Consider the following 21,150-nt stretch of genomic DNA (forward strand, 5'->3'; position numbering starts at 1 on the left):
ACCGAGCCTAGGATCAGAGAATGCCGCCCCGGCTCTCGGCCCTCGACGCGTCGTTCCTGTACCTCGAGCAACCCACGACTCCGATGCACGTCGGGGCCGTGTCGGTCTTCCGGCGGCCGCGGCGCGGGTTCGACTACGACCGCCTCGTCGATCTCGTCGAGCAGCGCATCGCGCTCGTGCCGAGGTACCGGCAGAAGGTGCGGTACGTACCGGGCAACCTCGCGCGGCCGGTGTGGATCGACGACCCGGACTTCGACGTCGCCTACCACGTCCGCCGCTCCGCGCTGCCGAAGCCCGGCTCCGAGGAACAGCTCACCGAGCTCGTCGCGCGCCTGATGTCGCGCCCGCTGGACCACACGCGCCCGCTCTGGGAGATGTACCTGGTCGAAGGGCTCGCCCAGGGCCGCATCGCCATCGTCACGAAGACGCACCAGGCGATGGTCGACGGCATCAGCGCGATCGACATCGGGCAGGTGATCCTCGACGTCTCGGCCGAGCCGCGGGTGGTGCCCGAGGAGCTGTGGATGCCCCGGCCCGAGCCGTCGGGCGTCGAGCTGGTGCTCGGCGCCGTGGCGGACGCCGTCGCGCGGCCCGGGGAGATCGTCGACAACGTGCGGGTGGCCGCCGGAGACGCGATGGCCACCGTCGACAAGATCACCGGTGCGGCCGGCAAGCTGTTCTCGATGGCCTGGGCGGCGAGCAGGCCCGCGCCGGGTACCCCGCTCAACGTGGACATCTCCACGCAGCGCCGGTTCGCCGTGGCCCGCGCCGAGCTGGAGGACTACCGCCGGGTGCGGGCGGCGCACGGCTGCACCGTGAACGACGTGGTGCTCAGCGTCATCTCGGGTGCGCTGCGCAACTGGCTGCTCTCCCGCGGCGAGCCGGTCACGCCATCGTCCACGGTGCGGGCGATGGTGCCCCTCTCGGTCCGCGGCGAGGCCGACGTACCCAGCTCCGCGACGGCGGGCTCGCTGGGCAACCGGGTCTCCTCGTTCCTCGTGGAGCTGCCTGTCGGCGAGCCGAGCCCGGTGGTGCGGCTGCACCACGTCACGCACGCGATGCGCGAGCACACCTCCAACGGGCAGTCGGTCGGCGCCGACACCCTGGTCCGGATCGGCGGGTTCGCTCCCCCTACGCTGCACGCTCTGGGCGCGCGTGCCGCGAGCGGGTTCTCGAAGCGGATCTTCAACTTGGTGGTGACGAACGTGCCGGGACCGCAGTTCCCGCTCTACGCCGCTGGCGCCCGGATGCTCGAGATGTTCCCCGTCGTCCCGCTCGCGAAGGGTCAGGCCCTCGCGATCGGGCTCACGTCGTACGACGGCGGGGTCTACTACGGGTTCAACGGGGACCGCGACGCCATGCACGATCTCGACGTGCTCGCCGGGCTGGTGCACGAGTCCCTCGACGAGCTCCTGACCACGGTGGCGTGAACTCATGCGTGTCTACGTACCGGCCACATGGCCGATGTTGCGGACGTTGGTCAAGACGGGGGTGGTCGACCCGATCGGCGGCACCGCCTTCGCCCTCACCCCCGCCCTGCGGGAGGCGTACATCAGCGGCGACGACGAGGAGCTCGAGTTCGCGGCCATGACCCACGCGGCCCGCGCGTCGCTGCGGCTGCTCTCGGTCGAGTTCGGGCTCGGAGAGGACTCCACGCCCGCGCGGCGGGTGGTGGTGTCCGCCGACCTCGAGAACGTGACGCTGCGCCCCGACCTCGACGACGGCGTCGTGCGGATCTCGGGCGCCGTGCCGTTCGAGTCGATCGCGGCGGTGCACGTCGACACCGAGGAGGCCGAGTACGCCGTGCGCGAGGCCGCGGGTGCCGTCGATGCGGCCGACCTCGGCGACCTCGACGCCGAGTTCCTCGTGGGCGAGGCGGAGGACCACGACCTGGCCTGGTACGACCCCTCCGAGGTGGCGTTCCTGGTGGAGGGCCAGGCCTAGGCTAGCGCCGGGAGAACCACAGCAGCACGGCCGCGAGCGGGATCAGCAGGAAGACCCCGCCCTGCCGCGTGAGCAGGAACAACCCGATCGCGACGACGATCGCTACGCCCATCAAGCCAGGGCCCGTCCTCCCGAGGGCGCCATCGGTCGACGGTGCCACCTCACCGGGCGGCGGTGTCACCGGCAGCGGGGCCGTGGGCGGCGGTGCGGCCGGGGTGCCCGGTAGCTCCGGGTGCGGTTGCGGCAGGTCGGTGAAAAGGGCTGCCAGGTCGGCGGCCACTACGGCGTTCGCGGCGACGGCCGAACGGTCGGCGTACTCGTCGATGCCCAACCGGCCTGCCGCGAGGTGCTCGTCGAGCGCCTGCTGCGCCGCCGTGCGCTCGGCGTGGCCGATGCGCAGTGGCGACGACTCCTCTCCGGTGGCCATGCGTGTGAGCCTGCCATCCCGGAGGGGCCCAGCGCAGTGCGGATCGGCGCAGTGGGGATCAGCGCAGTGGGGATCAGCGCAGGGCGACCAGTACCCGCCGTAGCGCCGCGAGCCGGCCGGGGCGCAGCTTGCCCGCTTCGACCAGCGTGTCGAGCGCGCACTCCGGGTCGGCAGGCGGGCCCAGGTGACCGCACCCGCGTGGGCAGTCCTCGATCGCCGCCGCGAGGTCGTCGAACGCGGCCGGCACGTCGTCCGGCGTGATGTGGGCGAGCCCGAACGAGCGCACGCCCGGGGTGTCGACCACCCAGCCGGCGCCGAGGTCGTCGGGAAGGGGGAGCGCGAGGGCCGCCGTGGTGGTGTGGCGGCCCTTCCCCACGGCCGACACCACTCCCACGGCCCGGGCCGCGTCCGGGACGAGCACGTTGACCAGCGTGGACTTGCCGACGCCCGAGTGCCCGACGAGCGCCGAGACGCGGCCCCCGAGGACCTCCGCGAGCGCGGTGGGCTCGCGGTCGCGCCGGGTGACGACGACCGGGATGTCCAGCTCGCGGTACGGGGCGGCGAACGGCTCGGGATCGGCGAGGTCGGCCTTCGTCAGGCAGAGCACCGGGGCCAGCCCGCCGGCGTACGCGGCCACCAGGCAGCGGTCCACGAAGCCAGTGCGCGGCGGCGGGTCGGCGACCGCGGTGACGATCACGAGCTGCTCGGCGTTGGCGACGACCACCCGCTCGAACGGGTCGGTGTCATCGGCCGTCCGCCGCAGGACCGTGCGCCGCTCCTCGACGCGCACGATCCGCGCGATCCGGTCGACGGCCCCGGAGAGGTCGCCGACGAGGCCCACCCGATCGCCGACGACGATGGGGGTGCGGCCCAGCTCGCGGGCCCGCATCGCGACGACGGGGGGTCGCGTCGCGTCCGCGTCGAGCGCGCACGTCCAGCGCCCGCGGTCGACGGTGGTGACCATCGCCTCCACCGCGTCGGCGTGCTCGGGGCGGCGCTTGCTGCGCGGCCGCGAGCCCCGGCGCCCCGGCCGGACCCGGACGTCGGACTCGTCGTACTCGCGCGCTCTCACGCCAGCAGGGCTGCCCAGCGCGCCGGGAAGTCGGGGATGGTCTTGGCCGTGCAGCCGATGTCGTCGATCGTGACGCCCGGCACGACGAGGCCGACCAGCGCGCCCGCGGTGGCCATCCGGTGGTCGGCGTAGGCGCCCCAGGCGCGGTCGCCCGCCGCGAGTGGGGCGGGCCGGATCTCCAGGCCGTCCGGGGTCTCGGTGACGGCGCCGCCGAGCGCGGTGAGCTCGGTGGCGAGTGCGGCCAGCCGGTCGGTCTCGTGGCCACGGATGTGGGCGACGCCGCGGATGCGCGACGGCCCCGCGGCGAGCGCGGCCACGGCGGCCACCGTGGGTGTGAGCTCGCTGGCGTCGTGCAGGTCGACGTCCACGCCTGCGAGCTCGGCCGGTCCCCGGACGGTCATCCCGTCCGGCCCCGGCGTCACCGTGCAGCCCGCCTGCTCCAGCACGGAGAGGATCTCGCTGCCCGGCTGCGTGGAGTCGGCCGGCCAGCCGGCGACCGTGACCTCGCCGCCGGTGACGGCCGCGGCGGCGAGGAACACCGCGGCGTTCGACAGGTCCGGCTCCACGGCCCAGTGGCGGGCCGTGATCGGGCCGGGGGAGACCCGCCAGGTGTCGGGCTCCGCGTCGTCGACCTCGACCCCGGCCTCCCGCAGCATCGCTACCGTCATCTCGATGTGCGGCAGCGACGGCACCGGCTTGCCGTCGTGGTGGACGGTCACACCCTTGTCGTAGCGGGCCCCGGAGAGCAGCAGCCCGGAGACGAACTGCGACGACGCCGACGCGTCGATCACCACGTCGCCGCCGGACAGCCCGCCGGTGCCGTGCAGCACGAACGGCAGGGTTGCACCGTCGACGCGCGCGCCGAGTGCGCGCAGTGCGTCAAGCACGGTGCCCATCGGGCGCTCGCGGGCGCGCGGGTCGCCGTCGAAGGTGACGGGCCCGTCGGCGAGCGCCGCCGCGGGCGGTACGAACCGCATCACGGTGCCGGCCAGCCCGCAGTCGACGCTCCCACCGCCGCGCAGCCCGTCGTGGCCGGCGAACTCGACCCGCTCGCCGTCCACCTCGATCGGCACGCCGAGGGCGCGCAGCGCCCCGACCATCAGCGCGGTGTCGCGGGACGCAGGCGCCCCGGAGACGGTGGCCCGGCCGCCGGAGAGCGCGGCGAGCAGCAGCGCGCGGTTGGTCACGGACTTGGAGCCCGGCACGCTCACCCGGCCGCAGACGGGCGCGGCGGCGTGCGGGGCGGGCCAGGGTGCGGTCACCCCGCCATGATTCCGCATGCCGCCCGGGGCGGGCTCGCGCAGTGGAAACACGCGTCGGTGACGACCCGCACCGCGGGCCTGCCGTCCCCGGACCGCCACACGACCGCCAGCTGCGCGGGCGGCAGGTCCACGACCGGGCGGTGCACTACGTCCTCGCGCTGGTGGATCGCGCAGCTGCCGGCCGGCTGCAGGAGCACGCCCTCCCCGGCGGCGACGATCTCGTACGCCTCGTCGGCCGTGGTGGCCTCGCCCGCGATCGATGGCGGGGAGGCGCGGTGGTCGAGCGCGAGCCAGAAGTCGCGCATCGGCCCGGCCGACGCGGGCAGCGCGACGAACGGCTCGTCGGCGATGTCGGCGAACCGCACGGTCGATCGTGCGGCCAGCGGGTGGCCGGCCGGGAGGGCGACGCCCCGGTCCTCGGCGGTGATCCGGCGGGCCGAGAGCCCAGCCGGGATCGGCAGCCACGCGAGCGCGACGTCGACCGTGCCGGCGGTCAGCCCGACCGCGGGGTCGCCCCACGGGACCTGCCGGAACCGCAGCCGCCACCCCGGCAGCCGCTGCTGCATGGTCGCCGTGATCGTGGGGACGAGCCCCCGCCCGATGCGGGAGTGGAAGCCGACGGTGAGCGTGCGACCGGCCAGCCGGACGTCCTCGGCGGCGGCCTCCCACTCCGAGACCATGGCGCGCGCCCTCGGCAGGAACGCGGCACCCGCCGCGGTGAGCCCCACCGTGCGGTGCCCGCGGGTGAACAGCTCGGCGCGGAGCTGCGCCTCCAGCTGCCGGATCTGCTTGGAGAGCGCCGGCTGCGAGACGAACAGCCGCTCGGCGGCCCGCGTGAAGCTCAGCTCCTCGGCGACGGCGAGGAAGTAATGCACGTCCTGCACGCGCACGTTCATAGCCAGAGGTTATGCGAGCCGGTCTTGGACGCGGGCGGCCGAGCCGCCGCAGGGTGGGGACGTGCGCGCGATCGTCCACGACCCGGCGGCAGACCTGCGGATGGCCGACGTCCCCGACCCCGAACCAGCACCTCACGAGGTGCTGCTGGAGGTGCGGGCGGCGTCGGTGAACTTCCTCGACGTCGTCTACCGGGAGCACTACCTCGCCCCAGGTGAGGTGCCCGGTGTCGACGCGGCCGGGATCGTGCTCGCCCCCGCCGCGGACGGTACGGGGCCACCGGCCGGCACCAGGGTCGTCACGTTCGCGATGGGCGGGGCGTGGGCGCAGCGCCGGGCGGCGCCCGTCGCCGACACGGCCGTCGTGCCCGACGGCGTCGACCTCGCCGCCGCCGCTGCGCTGCCCGGGGCCGGCGTCACCGCGCTGCAGGCACTGCGCAGGCTCGGCCCGCTGCTCGGCAGGCGGGTGCTGGTCACGGGCGCCTCCGGCGGCGTGGGCCGGTTCGCCGTGCAGCTGGCCGCGCTGGCCGGGGCCCACGTCGTCGCGGGGGTCGGCGGCGCGGGCCGCGGTGCCGGCCTGACGGAGATCGGTGCCCGGGAGGTGGTGACCGACCTGGCCGAGGTCGGCGAGCCGGTCGCGGGCGTGATCGAGAACGTCGGCGGGCCGCTGCTCGGGCAGGCGTTCGGGTTGCTGGGCGAGGACGGGCTCGTGCTCACCGTGGGTCAGGCGTCCGGTCGGCCGACCACGGTCGACTTCGAGGCGGAGCGCAGGCGCGGACCCCGTGGCCGGCGGATCGAGGCGTTCGTCGTCGAGCTGGGCATGGGGCCCGACCTCGCCGTGCTGCTCGACCTGGTCGCGCGCGGCTCGCTCGACCCCCAGGTGAGCAGGCGCGAGTCGTGGACGGGGTTCGCCGACGTGGCGCGGGACCTGCGGGACCGCCGAACGGTCGGCAAGGCGGTTCTGGAGATCGGAGCATGACGATGCAGCTGGGTGTGAACGGGCTGAACGCGAAGGCGGCGCTGCGGCCTGCCGTGACCGCGCGGCTGGCCGGAGTCGCGGAGGACCTCGGCTACACGTCCTGGTGGGCCGGCGACCACGTGGTGCTGCCGAGCCCGCGCACGCCGGACACCCCGATGGACCCGCTGGACCCGATCCTCGACCCGCTCGTGCACCTGACCTACGTCGCCGCGCTGACCCACCGCATCGAGCTGGGCACCGGGATCGTGATCCTCCCGCAGCGCAACCCGCTCGTCCTCGCCAAGCAGGCCGCGAGCCTGGACGTGCTGAGCGGCGGACGGCTGCTCCTCGGCGTCGGTGCCGGCTACCTGGAGCCGGAGATGACGGCGGTCGGCGTGCCGTTCGCCGAACGGGGCAGGCGCACCGACGAGTACATCGACGCGATGGTCCAGCTCTGGACCGCCGAGCGGCCCCGCATGGACGGCCGGTACGTGCGGTTCGCCGACGTGGACGCCCACCCCCGGCCGGTGAGCGGAGGCGGCCCGCGGATCGTCGTGGGCGGGCACAGCGACGCCGCGTTCCGCCGCGCGCTCACCCGTGCGCACGGCTGGTTCGGCGTCGGCACCCCGGACGAGCTGGCCGCGAACCTCGCCCGCATGAAGCGCGTGGCCGACGGCGTCGAGCGGCCGGCCCGGCTCGGCCGCCTGGAGATCACGGCGATGCAGCTGCAGACCGTCGACCAGGGGACCGCCGACCGGTTCGCCGACCTCGGCGTGGACCGGCTGCTGGTCTACCCGCTCCCGCTGGAGGAGCCCGACGACATCGCCCGGTTCCTGGAGCGGCACGCCGCGCTGGCTCGCTGAGCGCGGCTCAGCCCCGGTCGTCCTCGTCGTCCTGGTTCGGGAGGGCTGCGACGATCTGCGCGATCCCGGTCTGCAGCATCCCGAAGCCCCGCTGCATGTCCGAGCGCAGCGCCCTGACCTCGTCCTGCTGCTCCAGCTGCGCCTCGCGGAGGGCGGTGAGCGTCTGGGTGTGAGCGCGCAGGAGCGCCCTCATGTCCGACGCGTCGCGGTCGGCACCACCGGCGAGCACGCGGGCGGCCGCTGCGTCGGCGCGGGCGACCTCCACGCTCTCCTTCAGCCGCACGACCTCGTGTTCGAGGTCGCGCACGCGCGCCTCGAGATCGCCGTCGCCGGGGTCTGGCACGTTCGGGATCGTAGGCGCGCGACCTCGGCCGATCGCCCGTCCCGCGACGACCGCGGCGATTCCGGAGCCCAGTGGCCGCCGGGCCGTCCAGATGGGGGCACGATGGAGGTATGTGCGGCCGATACGCCTCCATCAAGGCCCCCGCGGACCTCGCCGACGAGTTCCGCGCCGTCGACGCCACCGACGGCGCGGCGCAGACCGACTACAACGTCGCGCCGACCAAGCAGATCATCACGGTCGTCGAGCGGCATCCGCGCGACGAAGAGGGCACCCCCGACCCGGACCGCACCGAGCGCACGCTGCGGATGGTTCGGTGGGGCCTGGTGCCGTCCTGGGCGAAGGACCCGAAGGGCGGGGCCCGGATGATCAACGCGCGTTCCGAGTCGGTCGCCACGAAGCCGGCCTTCCGGCGCGCGTTCAACTCCCGCCGCTGCCTGATCCCGGCCGACGGGTGGTTCGAGTGGCAGCGGGGTCCCGAGCACAAGCAGCCCTACTACACCCACTACTCCGACGGCAGCTCGCTCGCGATGGCCGGGCTGTGGGAGTACTGGAAGCCCAAGGACGACCCGGACAACGAGTACCCGGACGGGCTCGTCACCGCCACCGTGCTCACCACCGAGGCCGTCGGCCCGCTCGCCCAGATCCACGACCGGATGCCGCTGGTGCTGCCGCGCGACGCATGGGACGCCTGGCTCGACCCGGACCGTCCCGCCGCCGACGACGCCGTCGCGTCGCTGGTCACGCCGCCGTCGCTCGACCTGATCGCGCAGCTCGAGCTGCGCCCGGTCGCCCCGCTGGTCAACAGCGTGCGCAACAACGGCCCCCAGCTGCTGGAACCGCTCCCGGCGGAGGAGGTGCGGGAGCCCATCCAGCTGGACCTGCTGGCGGGCCCCAACCCGAAGTGAACGATGGGGTGACCGCGGAGGTCCCCACCCCGCACGGCCCCGCCCGCATCACCCGACGCGACGCGGAAGGCCCCCCGCGAGGCCTGCTCCTGCTCGGACACGGCGCCGGGGGCGGGGTGAGCGCACCGGACCTGCTCGTCGCCGCCGGTGCCGCCCTCGTGCACGGCGTGCACGTCGTGCTGGTGGAGCAGCCGTACCGGGTGGCAGGCAGGCGCGCCCCGGCGCCCGCCGCGCAGCTCGACGCGGCCTGGCTCGCCGTGGTGGAGCACGTCCGCGACGACCTGCCCCTCGTCGTCGGCGGCCGCAGCTCCGGAGCCCGGGTGGCCTGCCGCACGGCCACGGCGGCGGGCGCCGCCGGTGTGCTGTGCCTGGCGTTCCCGGTGCACCCGCCGGGGAGGCCGGAGAAGGACCGGCTGCCCGAGCTGGCCCTACCGACCGTGCCGATCCTCGTGGTGCAGGGGCAGACCGACCCGTTCGGCCGCCCCGAGCCCGCCCCGGGCCGCGACGTGGTGCTGCTGCGCGGCGACCACAGCCTGAAGTCCGACGCGCCCGGCCTCCGCCAAGCGGTGACGTCCTGGCTGGAAGCGCTCCTCTAGCCGTACCGCCACGCCGTTCCTGATTCCGACGAACGGCGCGTTCGTCGGTACCTATCCGACGAACGCGCCGTTCGTCGGAACGGTCACCCAGGACGTGCGCTCGGGATCAGGTCGTGGCGATCGCCGCGAACCGGCCCCCGCAGAGGCGGACCAGGTCGGCCGGGGCGAGCTCGATCTCCAGGCCGCGCCGGCCGCCGCTGCAGAACATCGTCTCCCAGCGCTGCGCCGACTCGTCGATCACGGTCGGGAGCCGCTTGCGCTGCCCCAGCGGGGAGATGCCGCCCGCCACGTAGCCGGTGGCGCGCTCGGCAGCCGTCACGTCGGCCATGCGGGCCCGCTTCCCGCCGACGGCACCGGCGAGCGCCTTCAGGTCGAGAGTGGCCGAGACCGGCACGACGCCGACGGTGAGCGTGCCGTCGACCTCGGCGACCAGCGTCTTGAACACCCGCTCCGGGTCGAGGCCCAGCCGCTCGGCCGCCTCTGGGCCGTACGCCTGCCCGCCGCCGTGGTCGTAGGTGTGCACCTGATGGGTGACCTTCTGCTTCGCCAGCATCGCCGTCGCCGGGGTGCCCTTGCCTGCCACGTGCCGCACCCTAGGACACTCCTTGCAGCGGGAATCAGCTGCCACGGCCGGGTGTTGAGGCACCCGTGACACAGGCAGTGATGGAGGGTCCGCGCACCGACCGGGTGCGCCGAGCGGGCTCGGCTGGGCCACGCGGCGTACCCTCGGGGCGTCATGCGGTCGCCATGGGGGTGGCCGTTCCCGAGGCCGCCGTGTGGGCGACCCGGCGCGAGAGGAGCGCGGTGCCTGGCACCGAGCAAGCGGCGGACGCTGTCGAGACCGAGGTCACCGCGGTCGACGGGAGCGTCGACGGCGGGCAGCCGGACGTGTCGAACGAGACCGCCGAGGAGCGAGCGGCCCGCTTCGAGCGGGACGCGATGCCGCTCATCGACCAGCTGTACGGCGCGGCGTTGCGCATGACGCGCAACCCGTCCGACGCCGAGGACCTGGTGCAGGAGACGTACCTCAAGGCGTACTCCGCCTTCCGGACGTTCCGTGCCGGCACGAACCTGAAGGCCTGGCTGTACCGGATCCTCACCAACACCTACATCAACGGCTACCGCAAGCGGCAGCGTCAGCCGGTGCAGGCGCCCACGGAGGAGATCACCGACTGGCAGATCGCCCAGGCGGGGGAGCACACCTCTCAGGGGTTGCCGTCGGCCGAGATGGAGGCGCTGGACCGGCTTCCGGACAACGACGTGAAGGCCGCGTTGCAGCAGCTTCCGGACGACTTCCGGATGGCGGTGTACCTCGCCGACGTCGAGGGCTTCGCCTACAAGGAGATCGCTGACATCATGGGCACCCCGATCGGCACCGTGATGTCCCGGCTCCACCGGGGCAGGCGGCAGCTGCGGGACCTGCTCACCGGCACCGCCCGTGACCGCGGCTTCCTGCGGGGACGGCAGGAGGAGGGGGTCTCCTCATGAGTTGCGGCAACCATCACGACACCGACTGCTCCGAGGTGCTCGCCGAGGTGTGGCTGTTCCTCGACCACGAGTGCGACGACGCGCGGCGCAGGCTGCTCGCCCAGCACCTGGACGAGTGCGAGCCGTGCCTGTCGGAGTACGGCATCGACGAGAAGCTGAAGAGGTTGCTGGCGGCGAAGTGCGGCGGTGAGCACGCCCCGCCCGAGCTGAAGAACCGGCTGCGCCAGCAGATCCGCGTGGCCGTGCTGGAGCAGGCCGAGGTCACGGTGGAGCAGGGCCCCGAGGGCACCACGACCACCACGGTCGAGGTGCGCACCACGCGCGTCGAGCAGCGCGGCTAGCGCCCGCGGGGACGACGCGGTCGCCCCGTCCCCGCGAGGGAAGCTCAGGTGTTGGGCTTCTTGCCGTGGTTTGCGCCCTTCTTGTTGCGGTCGCGACGCTTGCGTGCACGCTTCGACATGGATGACCTCCTTCAGTCCGCGGGATGTCCCGATTCTCCCACGTGCTTTCATTGAGCCGAGTACGGACCGGGAGGCGGCGTCGGGTGTCGACCCTTTCTGAGCTGCTCGCCGAGCACACCGAGATGCGCGGCGACGCGGTCGAGCACCTGCAGCGCGTTGTCGCGGAGTGGCAGCTGCTGGCGGACATGTCGTTCGCCGACTTCCTGCTGTGGATCCCCCTCGCGGGTACCGGTGAGTTCCTCTGCGTGGCGCAGGCGCGACCCACCACGGCGCCCACCGCGCACCCGGAGGACATCGTGGCGGCGCGGATCCCCGCCGCCGACAGCCCGCAGCTGCGGCGTGCGGTCGTCGAGGGGCGCATCTGCCGCGAGGAGAACCCGCGCTGGCACCTGGAGGTGCCGGTGCGGCGCGAGACGATCCCCGTGCGGTACGGCCGCTCGGTGATCGCGGTGCTCTCCCGCGACACCAACCTCGCCATGCCGCGCGTGCCCAGCCCGTTGGAGATCGCCTACCTCGGCAGCGCGTCCGACCTGTGCCAGATGGTGGCCGACGGCACGTTCCCGCCCACGGCGGAGGCGGTGGGCGCCGTCAGCAGCCCGCGGGCAGGCGACGGCCTGATCCGGCTGGACGCCCACGGCCTCGTCGCGTACGCCAGCCCCAACGCGCTCTCGGCGTACCACCGCATGGGCCATGCCAGCGACCTCGTCGGCGTCGTACTCGCAGACACGATGCGGGAGCTGGTGCACGACCCGTTCGACGCGGCCGAGGTGGCCGTCCGGATCGAGGGTGCGCTCGACGGCAAGCACTCGCTGCGGATGGAGGTCCGCGCGCGGGGCGCCGTCATGCTGGTGCGCGCGATGCCGCTGCGGCCACGGGGCGACGCGGCGGGTGCGCTGGTGCTGGTGCGCGACGTCACCGACCTGCGCCGCCGGGACATGGCCCTGCTGTCGAAGGACGCGACGATCCGGGAGATCCACCACCGGGTCAAGAACAACCTGCAGACGGTGGCGGCCCTGCTGCGCCTGCAGGCGCGCCGCACGGCCATCCCGGAGGCCCGCATCGCGCTCGCCGAGAGCGTGCGGCGGGTCAACTCGATCGCGCTGGTTCACGAGGCGCTGTCGGTCTCGGTCGCCGAGCGGGTGGACCTCGACGAGCTCGTCGACAAGGTGCTGCCGGCGATCGGTGACGGCGCCACGGCGGAGTCACGGGCCAAGGTGCGCCGGGAGGGCAGCTTCGGCACGCTCCCCGCCGCGCTGGCCACGCCGCTCGTCCTGGTGCTCACCGAGCTGGTGCACAACGCGCTCGCCCACGCCTTCGATCCCGGCCGGGCCGGGGAGGTGGTCGTGTCGGCGAACCGCTCGGTCGGCGAGCTGGAGGTCGTGGTCGGCGACGACGGGCGAGGGCTCCCGGAGGGGATGGATCTGGAGCGGTCCACCGGTCTGGGTCTGCAGATCGTGCGCACCCTCGTGGACTCGGAACTCGGCTCGGCCCTCGAGGTCCGGCCCCGCCCGGGAGGCGGAACGGAGGCCGTCATCAGGCTCTCGTTGCGGGGGCGCTAGCCTTCAGCAGGAGGTCGCTGGTCCTGCGGGCGTGGTCGCGCCGCTCCGGACCGCCGGCCCCCTCCGGTGCAGCCCCCGCGTGCGCCCGGTGGAACGACCGCGGGCCCGGAGCCGGGTGCAGTCCGGCTTCGGGCCCGCGGCGGGGAAGGGAGGAGTTCAGGCAGTACGTGCCCGCGTGCGCGCGTTGCGGCGCTTCAGCGCCCGGCGCTCGTCCTCGCTCATGCCGCCCCAGACGCCTGCATCCTGGCCGCTCTCGAGGGCCCAGGTGAGGCACTCGGTGACCACGGGGCAGCGCCGGCAGACGGTCTTGGCCTCGGCGATCTGCAGCAGCGCAGGACCGCTGGTCCCCACAGGGAAGAACAGCTCGGGGTCCTCGTCGCGGCAGATAGCGCGGTGACGCCAATCCATTGGTCTTCGGCTCCTTGTGGTTGCGCGATCGGGGTCGCGCCGATCGTCTGTCACGGTCTTGTGGACGCGCTTGTGAAGGATTTCACGAGCGCGCTCGATCTTCAAGGGTCAAGGTCCACCCAGGTGAGCACTCTCACCCACTCAACGCAACGAGCGCCGGTACGGACAGTTACTGCTCCTGTACCGCGTGCCCGGTGTCGCCGCGTTCAGCGATCAACCTTGAACCGCCCACCGGGGTCCCGGTTACCCGGGTCCCGGCCAGACCATGCGAGAAGTCCACTCGCGATCACTCGCTTGTCCGTGACTACCATGGGCCAACGTTTCCCCAGGTGCGAGCCCTTATCGGCTCGACGGTCCGCGAGCATCGGTGAATGGCCTTCGATCGTCACCCCACCGGGTGACCGGCGCGCTTGACTGCGACGAGCTGCGTTCCTCGCACGACGACCCGTAGTGCGCCGGACACGGCCAGGAGTCGTGGTCGGTGGACCCCGCGTTAGCCAACCGGCCAGATGGGTGGGGCATTCCCGGCCTATCCTCGGGTCCGTGAGCTCCGAGCAAGCGCCTCGCCAGGTGCGACTGGCCGGTGCGCTCGTCGGCGTCCAGGGCCTGCTCGCGCTGGGCTTCGCGGTGGCGCTGGTCGTACGCGCGCTCACCGCGGAGGGCCCCGGCCTGCCGGTCCGCGACATCATCGGCGAGGCCGGCTACTTCGTTCTCGTCGGGGTCGCGCTCGTCGCCGTCGGGCTCGGACTGGTCGCCGGTCGCCGCTGGGCGCGAACCCCGGCGATCGTCACCCAGTTGCTGCTCCTGCCCGTCGTCTACACGCTGATCGGGCCGTCCCGCCAGCTGCTGCTCGGCATCGTGGCCGGCCTCTTCGTCGCCGGCACGTTCCTGCTGCTGATCAGCGAGGCATCGCGGAACTGGTCGATGGGGCTCGACGACGCCGCGCCCGGCCGTCAGGGGTAGAGCAGGGCGTCGCGGTCGACGGCGTACGCCGGCCTCAGCCCTCCGCGGTCTTCGCGAACGCCGTGAGCGCCTCGCCGTCGAGCCGGAAGGTCGTCCACTCGTCCATCGGCACGGCGCCAAGCGAGCGGTAGAAGCCGATCGACGGCTCGTTCCAGTCCAGCACCTGCCACTCCAGCCGCGCGTAGCCCTGCTCGGCGCACACGGCCGCGAGCTGGGCCAGCAGCGCCTTGCCCAGCCCGCTGCCGCGGTGTGCCGGCCGCACGAACAGGTCCTCGAGGTAGATCCCGGGCACCCCGCGCCACGTCGAGAAGCTGCGGAACCAGACCGCGCAGCCCACGACCTCGCCCGCCACCTCGGCGACGTGGCAGCGCGCCACGGCCTCCGGGCCGAACACCGCGGCGTGCAGCTGGTCCTCGGTGAGCGTGCACAGCTCGGGGCTGCGCTCGTACTCGGCGAGCTCGTGGACGAGGCCGACGACCGCCGCAACGTCAGCTTCGCGTGCTTCCCGGATCACGGGCGCCCCTTCGGGGTGAGGTTGACGTGGTCGAGGCGGGGGACGCCGCGTTCGTGGCCGAGCACGGCCCACGACGGCGCCTCCATGGCGAACCGGACGCCCTCGACGGCGGGCAGCCCGATCCAGCGGGCCACGAGGACGCGGCTGAAGTGGCCGTGCCCGACGAGCACGACGTCACCCCGGTCGAGGGCCTCGGTGGTGCGCGCGATCACGCCGTCGGCCCGCTCGCCGACCTCGTCGGCGGTCTCCCCGCCGGGGCACGGGTGCGTCCAGACCGTCCAGCCCGGCACCGTCTCGCGGATCTCCGGGGTGGTGCGGCCCTCGTACTCGCCGTAGTCCCACTCGGCGAGCCGCTCGTCGACCTCGTCGACGCGGAACCCGGCGAGCCGCGCGGTGTCCTGCGCACGGCTGCGCGGGCTGGTGAGCACGAGGACGGGCGGCTCGGTGAGCAGGTTCGTGGCGAGCCGCCCGGCGGCCTCGGCGAGCACGTGCCCCCGTTCGGTGAGGGGGATGTCGGTGCGGCCCGTGTGCTTCCCGGACAGCGACCACTCGGTCTCACCGTGGCGGAGCAGGAACACGCGGCCGGTCATGGTCCGGAGCGTAGACGCGGGGGACCGGCGCGCCGGTCGCGTGCCCGCTCCCGCCGGGTGCGAGAGGGCGCCGGGCGGCCGGCACGGGTGCGGTGCCGCCTCCCTAGGGTCGGACCGGTGAGCGTCCCATCGGTGCGTCGTCCTGCTGATCTCGACATCGTCCGCGAGTCGTACGACCGCGTCGCGGACACCTACGTGGAAATGGGTCTGGGAGACGTCCGCGCGTACCCGTGGCTCCGAGCCGCGATGGACGTGTTCGCCGATGCGGTCCGCGAGTTGGGTCCGGTGCTCGACGTCGGGTGCGGCCCGGGCGCCGTGACGGCGTACCTGGCCGATCGCGGTGTGGACGTGTCCGGGGTGGACCTCTCGCCCCGCATGATCGAGCACGCACGCCGTCTCCACCCCGGATGCAGCTTCGGCGTGGCGTCGGCCACCGATCTCGACCTCGCCGACTCGTCGTTGGGCGGGGTGCTGGGGTGGTGGTCGTTGTTCAACCTGCCTCGCGACGTCCTGCCGCAGGTCCTGGCGTCGTTCGCCCGGGCGCTGGTGCTGGGCGGACAGCTGATCGTCGCCACGCACGTGGGGGACGGCGAGGTGGCTCGTGCCGAGGCGTACGGCGGTGTCCCGGTCGAGTGGACGACCTACCTGTGGCAACCGGAACAGCTCGCCGCGCTGGTCGAGGAGGCGGGCCTCCGACCGGTGGCCGAGCTGCGGCTCGGTGCCGACGGACAGTTCGGCCCGCTCGTGGTGCTCGTGGCTCGACGCGACCACTGACCGTCCGGGCCGGGAGAAGTCGCCCGACAACGAGAGACGGCGCTGACCCACGAGAGGTGTTCTCGCAGGTCAGCGCCGTCGGCGACGCCTGGGTCAGGCAGCGGCCTTCGTCTCCCAGAAGATCTTGTCGATCTGGGAGATGTAGTCGAGCAGCTCCTGGCCGGTGGCCGGGTCCGTGGACGACTTCACGCCGCCGGGCCCGCCACCCGCCTTCTTGGTGGCCTTGTTGAACAGCTCGTGCAGCTCCGGGTACTTCTCGAAGTGCGGGGGCTTGAAGTAGTCGGTCCAGAGCACCCACAGGTGGTGCTTCACGAGGTCCGCGCGCTGCTCCTTGATGTCGAGCGCCCGCGTGCGGAACTCGGCGTCCTCGTTGCCCTGGTACTTCTCCTGGATCGCCTTCACCGACTCGGCCTCGATGCGGGCCTGCGCCGGGTCGTACACGCCGCAGGGGAGGTCGCAATGTGCGGTGGCCTCCAGCCGCGGGCGGAGAATGCGGGCGAAAAGCCGCATGGGTCCTCCCTGGATGGTGATCGTTCTGGCGTGTCCGACACTACTCCCGGCGTCGGGGCGCAGCAGTGTGATGAGGGGGTGGGTGTGCGCTGGCGGAGGGTGGCCGTGCGGGGGCCGTCGATGTCGCCGACGCTGCGGGACGGGGACGTGGTGCTCGTGGAGTTCGGTGCGCGGGTCCGGGCCGGGGACGTCGTGCTGGTGCGCTGGGCGGCGCGCCCGGAGCAGCTGTCGGTGAAGCGGGCCGCGCGGCCGGCGGACGACGGCTGGTGGGTGCTCGGCGACAACGACCACGGTTCGACCGACTCCCGCACGCTCGGGCCGGCCGCGGTGCTGGCCGTGGTGCTGTGCCGGCTGTGGCCCCGCCCCCGGCGGTTCCGCGGCCGCTCCTGACCCACTTCCCGACGAGCGGCGCGTTGGTCGGATAGGTTGCGACGAACGCGCCGTTCGTCGCAATGGGGTGAGGCATGCGACGCCCCGGTGGGTGAGCTCCTCCCGTAAGATCGCCCCGGAACCCGACTGCCCATCCGCCGGGCCTGTCGCACCATCCTGCGGCTGCTCGGCGCTCGGCCGTCCGGCACCGGTCGCAGACCCGCGACCCCCGGTGCACGGCGAGCGCGCGCCCCCGCTGGCGCCCCCCTGAGCACCACAAGGAAGTGGACCTGTGACCATCGCTGGAGAACGCACCATCCCCACCCGCGAGGAGATCTTCGCCGCGCACGGCGGGGGCAAGCTGGGCACCGCGCTCACCGCCCCGCTGGCGAACGCGCGCGACCTCGCCGTCGCCTACACGCCCGGCGTCGCGGAGGTCAGCCGCGCCATCGCGGCCGACCCCGGTCTCGCCGCCCGCTACACCTGGACCAACCGCCTCGTCGCCGTCGTGAGCGACGGCACCGCCGTGCTCGGGCTCGGGGACATCGGCCCGCGCGCAGCGCTGCCCGTGATGGAGGGCAAGTCCGCGCTGTTCAAGGCGTTCGCGGACCTGGACTCGATCCCGCTCGTGCTGGACACCACCGACGTCGACGAGATCGTCGAGGCGCTCGTGCGGCTGCGTCCGAGCTTCGGCGCGGTGAACCTCGAGGACGTCTCGGCGCCGCGGTGCTTCGAGCTGGAGCGGCGGCTCGTCGAGGCGCTCGACTGCCCCGTCATGCACGACGACCAGCACGGCACCGCGATCGTGCTGCTGGCCGCGCTGCGCGGCGCGTGCGCGGTGCAGGGCCGGGAGCTCGACGGGCTGCGCGTCGTCATCTCGGGGGCGGGAGCCGCGGGAGTGGCGTGTGCCCGGATCCTGCTCGCCGCGGGCGTGCGCGACGTCGTCGTCCTCGACTCGCGCGGCGTGCTCGACCCCGGGCGCGGCGGGGAGAAGGCCGCGGTGGCCGCGCTCACCAACCCGCGCGGTGTGACCGGTGGCCTCGCCGAGGCCCTCGACGGCGCCGACGTGTTCGTGGGCCTGTCGAGCGCGAAGGTGCCCGAGGAGCTGCTGGCGCGGATGGCGCGGGAGGCGATCGTCTTCGCCCTGTCCAACCCCGACCCCGAGGTGCACCCGGACGTCGCGAGGCGGCACGCCGCCATCGTCGCCACCGGCCGCAGCGACTTCCCGAACCAGATCAACAACGTGCTCGCGTTCCCCGGCGTGTTCCGCGGGGCGCTCGACGCGGGCGCCCGGCGCATCACGGAGGAGATGAAGCTCGCCGCGGCGGAGGCCATCTTCTCCGTGGCGCGCGAGGAGCTCTCGGCCGACGCGATCGTTCCGAGCCCGTTCGACCCGCGAGTCGCCCTAGCCGTTTCGTCAGCTGTCGCCGCAGCGGCCCCCGAGTCGGCCGTTACGCACTGAACCCGCCGCAACCTGCACGTTTGCTCCAACGGAGATCACGACCGTCACTCAGCGTGCAGGACGGGCCGTTCACTCACTCGGGGCGGGGTAGGCCGATCGAGCAGCTCGCCCAGATCGTGTGGCCGTCGGCGTCGTTGTAGCGATGGGTATCGACGCCGCGACGCTGGGAGATGGACGTGAGAGAGCTCGGACACCGCCTCGGCGACGGCCCGGTGGTCGAGCCACCGATCCAGCCGCACAGCGGGTCCGACGCCGTACTGCGAGCGGACCTGCACCGCGAGCGGTACGCCGCGCTCGGTGCCGAGGTGCATCCGGAGGCGGCGCGCTTCGCCTCCACGCTGGCCCGAGCCGTCTCGGAGCCGCCGGAACGGGATCGGGTGCCGGCCGTCCCGCTCCCGGCGGAGCCTGCGCTCCTGCACGACCACGACGGCCGGGTCGTGCGCGCAAACGAGGCGCTCGCCGCCCTCGCGGGGGCCTCGGACACCGCGGCCCTCGTCGGTGCCCGGATGCACCGGCTGCTCGTCGGCCCGGACCAGGACACGCGGCTGGTGCGCGCGGACGGGAGGCTCGTGCCCGTCCGCGCCGTGCGCTGGCCGCTGCCGGGCGTCGACCTGACCGGTGTCGTGATCGTCGAGCGGGACGCCGCACCGGGCGTCGACCCGGTCTGGGTGGCCGAGCTGGAGCGGCTGGCCCGGATCGGGACCTGGTCCTTCGACCTCGCGACGTCCGCGCTCGAGCGCAGCGAGACGCTCCACGAGCTCTACGGCTCGGTCGGGATCGACCCGGACGGTGCAGGCTCCCAGCCCATCGAGGCCGAGCAGGTGGCCGTGCTGTGCGCGGAGCTGCGCGCCGGGAACACCACCGCCGACCACCACGTCGAGCTGCAGCTGCCGGGCGACCGCATGCTGAGCTGCCGGGCGCAGGTGGAGCGTGGCCCGGACGGCACCCCGCTGCGACTGATCGGTGTCGTGCACGACGTGAGCGCGGAGCGGGTCTCGAGGTTCCGGGTCGAGCGTTCCGGGCGGCGCTTCGCCGACCTGATGGCGCTCGTGCCCGTCGGGGTCGCGCTGCTGGACCCGGCGGGCCGCGTCGTGGACGCCAACGAGGGCATGTGCGCGCTGCTGGACGTCCCGCTCGAACGGCTGCGCGGCACCGCGGCCACCGCCCTCTCCGCAGACGACGCCCCCGCGGGCGGGGCAGCGCAGCCGGAATGGCTGCGCCCGGTGCCCCGGGGGGCACGCCACGGCTACCGGGTCGACAGCGCTCCGCTGCGCCGCGCCGACGGCACGACGGTGTGGTGCGAACTGGCCGTCTCCGTGACCGAGGCGGACGACGGCGGCTTCCTGTGGCTCGTGACCTGCACCGACGTCTCCGACCGGCGCCGGGCAGCCGAGCTGCTGCGCAGCGCCGGCACGGTGGACGAGCTCACCCGCCTGCCCAACCGGGCCGCCGGGCTCGAGCTCGTGGACCGGCTGCTGGCCGGGGCTGACCGGGAGCGGGTCGCCGTGGTGTGCGGCGACCTCGACGACTTCGCCCGCGTCAACTCCTCCCTCGGGCACGACGCCGGGGACGACCTGCTCGTGTCGCTCGCCGGACGCCTGCAGCGCGAGCTGCCGTTCGGGTGCACCGCGGCGCGGCTGGGTGCCGACGAGTTCGTCGTGATCTGCGCGGACCACGCCGAGGTCGGCGGCCCCGACCTGCTCGCGCGGACGGTCGCCGACCTGCTGCGCACCACGATCACCGTGCACGGCCGCCCGGTCCAGATGACGGCGACGGTCGGGCTCGCCACCCCCGTGCCGACCGGCGAGGTGCGGGCCGCCGACCTGCTGCGCTTCGCCGAGGCCGCGATGCACGACGCCAAGCGCCGGCAGGCGCGGGGCGGCATCGGGATCGCCACCGACGGCGTGGTCAGCTCCGCCACCAAGGCCCTCGAGCTGGAGGCGGAGCTGCGAGCGGCGATCGCGGCCGACGGCCTCGTGCTCGACTACCAGCCCGTGGTGGCTCCGGACGGCACGATGATCTCGGCGGAGGCGCTCGTGCGCTGGCCGCACCCGGAGCGCGGGCTGATCCCGCCGTCCGACTTCCTGCCGGTGGCGCAGCGCAGCGGCCTGCTGCGCGAGCTCGACCTGTGGGTGTTGCGGGCGGCCACCCGCGAGGCGGCGGCGTGGCCCGAGTACCGCGGCCGCCGGTGCGCGGTCGCCGTCAACCTGGCCGGGCTGCTGCCCGGCGACCCGGGGTTCCGCGCCGCCGTGAGCGACGCCGTGTCTGATGCCGGGCTCGAGTGGGACCGGCTCGTGCTCGAGCTCGTCGAGACCAGCCTCGTCGCACTCCCGCCGCACGCGCTCGCCGCCATGGCCGAGCTCACCGAGCGCGGCGTGCGGTTCGCGGTCGACGACTTCGGCACCGGCTACTCGTCACTCGCCCGGCTGAAGGAGCTGCCGGCGCAGACTGTCAAGGTCGACCGCGCCTTCGTCACGGGCATCGCCGACGACCCGGCCGACTTCGCCGTGGCCCGCGCCGTCGTGGACATGGCGCGCGCGATGGGCCGCACCACGGTGGCGGAGGGCGTGGAGACCGCCGAGCAGTTCCACGTGCTGCGCGGCATCGGCGTGGACGCCTACCAGGGCTGGCTGTTCTCCCGCCCCGTGCGCGGGGAGGGCGTGCGCGAGGTGCTCGCCCGCGGGAGGCTCGCGACGCCGGCGTCCGCCGCCCGCTCCAGCCGCGTCTGATCACGAGCCGCTCACAACGTTCGCGGTTGTCAGCGCCTCGCGTTAGCCTCGCTGGCAGCG

25 protein-coding genes are annotated in these 21,150 nt (G+C 73.9%); 14 read left to right on the forward strand and 11 right to left on the reverse strand.

Annotated elements, in window-relative coordinates:
- Positions 1 to 20: 20 nt before the first annotated feature.
- Both FB388_RS00400 and FB388_RS00405 read left to right on the forward strand, forming a co-directional pair.
- Complete coding sequence (locus FB388_RS00400; protein WP_142095486.1) at positions 21 to 1,430, forward strand: WS/DGAT/MGAT family O-acyltransferase; 1,410 nt, start codon at positions 21 to 23, stop codon at positions 1,428 to 1,430.
- A 4-nt stretch (positions 1,431 to 1,434) separates the two neighbouring features.
- The gene (locus FB388_RS00405; protein ID WP_142095488.1) at positions 1,435 to 1,944 is read left to right on the forward strand and encodes a DUF6912 family protein; all 510 of its coding nucleotides are present in this window, start codon (positions 1,435 to 1,437) and stop codon (positions 1,942 to 1,944) included.
- A gap of 1 nt (position 1,945) precedes the next feature.
- Here FB388_RS00405 and FB388_RS00410 read toward each other — a convergent pair whose 3' ends face one another.
- The 4 genes from FB388_RS00410 to FB388_RS00425 all read right to left on the reverse strand — a co-directional run bounded on the left by FB388_RS00410 (position 1,946) and on the right by FB388_RS00425 (position 5,601).
- Positions 1,946 to 2,371, reverse strand: a complete 426-nt coding sequence (locus FB388_RS00410) for a DUF1707 SHOCT-like domain-containing protein (protein WP_142095490.1) — start codon at positions 2,369 to 2,371, stop codon at positions 1,946 to 1,948.
- Between the two features lie 73 nt (positions 2,372 to 2,444).
- Positions 2,445 to 3,443 (reverse strand): ribosome small subunit-dependent GTPase A, encoded by a 999-nt coding sequence (gene rsgA, locus FB388_RS00415; RefSeq protein WP_142095492.1) that lies wholly within the window; start codon positions 3,441 to 3,443, stop codon positions 2,445 to 2,447.
- Positions 3,440 to 4,705, reverse strand: coding sequence for a 3-phosphoshikimate 1-carboxyvinyltransferase (gene aroA / locus FB388_RS39770; RefSeq protein WP_142095494.1), 1,266 nt, complete (start codon positions 4,703 to 4,705; stop codon positions 3,440 to 3,442). Before aroA ends, rsgA begins: the two co-directional genes overlap by 4 nt.
- Positions 4,702 to 5,601: a LysR family transcriptional regulator gene (locus tag FB388_RS00425; RefSeq protein ID WP_142095496.1), complete on the reverse strand. Its 900-nt coding sequence runs from the start codon at positions 5,599 to 5,601 to the stop codon at positions 4,702 to 4,704. The genes aroA and FB388_RS00425 overlap by 4 nt, the downstream gene beginning before the upstream one ends.
- Positions 5,602 to 5,662: 61 nt before the next feature.
- On the opposite strand from FB388_RS00425, the gene FB388_RS00430 reads away from it, so the two are divergent.
- Positions 5,663 to 6,577, forward strand: coding sequence for a zinc-binding dehydrogenase (locus FB388_RS00430; RefSeq protein WP_142095498.1), 915 nt, complete (start codon positions 5,663 to 5,665; stop codon positions 6,575 to 6,577).
- Positions 6,574 to 7,419 (forward strand): TIGR03619 family F420-dependent LLM class oxidoreductase, encoded by an 846-nt coding sequence (locus FB388_RS00435; protein ID WP_211361700.1) that lies wholly within the window; start codon positions 6,574 to 6,576, stop codon positions 7,417 to 7,419. The genes FB388_RS00430 and FB388_RS00435 overlap by 4 nt, the downstream gene beginning before the upstream one ends.
- Positions 7,420 to 7,426: 7 nt before the next feature.
- Here FB388_RS00435 and FB388_RS00440 read toward each other — a convergent pair whose 3' ends face one another.
- Entirely contained in the window at positions 7,427 to 7,762 is a 336-nt protein-coding gene (locus tag FB388_RS00440; RefSeq protein WP_142095500.1) for a hypothetical protein, read from the reverse strand.
- Between the two features lie 110 nt (positions 7,763 to 7,872).
- On the opposite strand from FB388_RS00440, the gene FB388_RS00445 reads away from it, so the two are divergent.
- Both FB388_RS00445 and FB388_RS00450 read left to right on the forward strand, forming a co-directional pair.
- Positions 7,873 to 8,667 carry an SOS response-associated peptidase gene (locus FB388_RS00445; protein ID WP_142095502.1) on the forward strand — a complete coding sequence of 265 codons (795 nt, stop codon included), beginning with the start codon at positions 7,873 to 7,875 and terminating at the stop codon, positions 8,665 to 8,667.
- A gap of 8 nt (positions 8,668 to 8,675) precedes the next feature.
- Positions 8,676 to 9,263 (forward strand): alpha/beta hydrolase family protein, encoded by a 588-nt coding sequence (locus FB388_RS00450; RefSeq protein ID WP_142095504.1) that lies wholly within the window; start codon positions 8,676 to 8,678, stop codon positions 9,261 to 9,263.
- Between the two features lie 106 nt (positions 9,264 to 9,369).
- Here FB388_RS00450 and ybaK read toward each other — a convergent pair whose 3' ends face one another.
- On the reverse strand, positions 9,370 to 9,846 hold the full coding sequence (gene ybaK, locus FB388_RS00455; protein ID WP_142102385.1) for a Cys-tRNA(Pro) deacylase: 477 nt from the start codon (positions 9,844 to 9,846) through the stop codon (positions 9,370 to 9,372).
- A gap of 305 nt (positions 9,847 to 10,151) precedes the next feature.
- Here ybaK and FB388_RS00460 point away from each other — a divergent pair, with 305 nt between their 5' ends.
- Both FB388_RS00460 and rsrA read left to right on the forward strand, forming a co-directional pair.
- Positions 10,152 to 10,751 (forward strand): sigma-70 family RNA polymerase sigma factor, encoded by a 600-nt coding sequence (locus FB388_RS00460; protein WP_281290402.1) that lies wholly within the window; start codon positions 10,152 to 10,154, stop codon positions 10,749 to 10,751.
- Positions 10,748 to 11,092: a mycothiol system anti-sigma-R factor gene (gene rsrA / locus FB388_RS00465; protein ID WP_142095508.1), complete on the forward strand. Its 345-nt coding sequence runs from the start codon at positions 10,748 to 10,750 to the stop codon at positions 11,090 to 11,092. The genes FB388_RS00460 and rsrA overlap by 4 nt, the downstream gene beginning before the upstream one ends.
- A 44-nt stretch (positions 11,093 to 11,136) precedes the next feature.
- Here rsrA and FB388_RS41115 read toward each other — a convergent pair whose 3' ends face one another.
- Positions 11,137 to 11,211 (reverse strand): 50S ribosomal protein bL37, encoded by a 75-nt coding sequence (locus FB388_RS41115; RefSeq protein WP_369805044.1) that lies wholly within the window; start codon positions 11,209 to 11,211, stop codon positions 11,137 to 11,139.
- Positions 11,212 to 11,295: 84 nt separating this feature from the next.
- On the opposite strand from FB388_RS41115, the gene FB388_RS00470 reads away from it, so the two are divergent.
- Complete coding sequence (locus tag FB388_RS00470; RefSeq protein WP_142095510.1) at positions 11,296 to 12,771, forward strand: sensor histidine kinase; 1,476 nt, start codon at positions 11,296 to 11,298, stop codon at positions 12,769 to 12,771.
- 156 nt (positions 12,772 to 12,927) lie between these two features.
- On the opposite strand, the gene FB388_RS00475 is transcribed toward FB388_RS00470, so the two are convergent.
- Positions 12,928 to 13,179 (reverse strand): WhiB family transcriptional regulator, encoded by a 252-nt coding sequence (locus FB388_RS00475; protein WP_075950692.1) that lies wholly within the window; start codon positions 13,177 to 13,179, stop codon positions 12,928 to 12,930.
- Between the two features lie 543 nt (positions 13,180 to 13,722).
- Between FB388_RS00475 and FB388_RS00480 the strand changes: the two genes are divergently transcribed.
- Positions 13,723 to 14,142, forward strand: a complete 420-nt coding sequence (locus FB388_RS00480; protein WP_246121419.1) for a hypothetical protein — start codon at positions 13,723 to 13,725, stop codon at positions 14,140 to 14,142.
- 34 nt (positions 14,143 to 14,176) lie between these two features.
- Here the strand turns inward: FB388_RS00480 and FB388_RS00485 are convergent, their stop codons facing one another.
- Together FB388_RS00485 and FB388_RS00490 are read right to left on the reverse strand one after the other, a co-directional pair.
- Positions 14,177 to 14,656 (reverse strand): GNAT family N-acetyltransferase, encoded by a 480-nt coding sequence (locus FB388_RS00485; protein WP_142095511.1) that lies wholly within the window; start codon positions 14,654 to 14,656, stop codon positions 14,177 to 14,179.
- Positions 14,653 to 15,246 carry an acid phosphatase gene (locus tag FB388_RS00490; protein WP_142095513.1) on the reverse strand — a complete coding sequence of 198 codons (594 nt, stop codon included), beginning with the start codon at positions 15,244 to 15,246 and terminating at the stop codon, positions 14,653 to 14,655. The genes FB388_RS00485 and FB388_RS00490 overlap by 4 nt, the downstream gene beginning before the upstream one ends.
- A 117-nt stretch (positions 15,247 to 15,363) precedes the next feature.
- Here FB388_RS00490 and FB388_RS00495 point away from each other — a divergent pair, with 117 nt between their 5' ends.
- A complete protein-coding gene (locus tag FB388_RS00495; protein ID WP_246121421.1) occupies positions 15,364 to 16,020 on the forward strand; it encodes a class I SAM-dependent methyltransferase in 657 nt (218 codons plus the stop codon).
- A gap of 93 nt (positions 16,021 to 16,113) precedes the next feature.
- On the opposite strand, the gene sodN is transcribed toward FB388_RS00495, so the two are convergent.
- Entirely contained in the window at positions 16,114 to 16,530 is a 417-nt protein-coding gene (gene sodN / locus FB388_RS00500; RefSeq protein ID WP_142095515.1) for a superoxide dismutase, Ni, read from the reverse strand.
- A 30-nt stretch (positions 16,531 to 16,560) separates the two neighbouring features.
- Here sodN and FB388_RS00505 point away from each other — a divergent pair, with 30 nt between their 5' ends.
- From FB388_RS00505 to FB388_RS00515, 3 genes are all read left to right on the forward strand, one after another.
- Positions 16,561 to 16,920, forward strand: coding sequence for a S26 family signal peptidase (locus tag FB388_RS00505; RefSeq protein ID WP_246121423.1), 360 nt, complete (start codon positions 16,561 to 16,563; stop codon positions 16,918 to 16,920).
- A gap of 271 nt (positions 16,921 to 17,191) precedes the next feature.
- Positions 17,192 to 18,361: an NAD(P)-dependent malic enzyme gene (locus FB388_RS00510; RefSeq protein ID WP_142095516.1), complete on the forward strand. Its 1,170-nt coding sequence runs from the start codon at positions 17,192 to 17,194 to the stop codon at positions 18,359 to 18,361.
- A gap of 176 nt (positions 18,362 to 18,537) precedes the next feature.
- Complete coding sequence (locus tag FB388_RS00515) at positions 18,538 to 21,090, forward strand: EAL domain-containing protein (protein ID WP_170225416.1); 2,553 nt, start codon at positions 18,538 to 18,540, stop codon at positions 21,088 to 21,090.
- Positions 21,091 to 21,150: the final 60 nt, after the last annotated feature.

It is taken from the genome of Pseudonocardia cypriaca, assembly GCF_006717045.1.
GTDB classification, from domain to species: Bacteria; Actinomycetota; Actinomycetes; order Mycobacteriales; family Pseudonocardiaceae; genus Pseudonocardia; species Pseudonocardia cypriaca.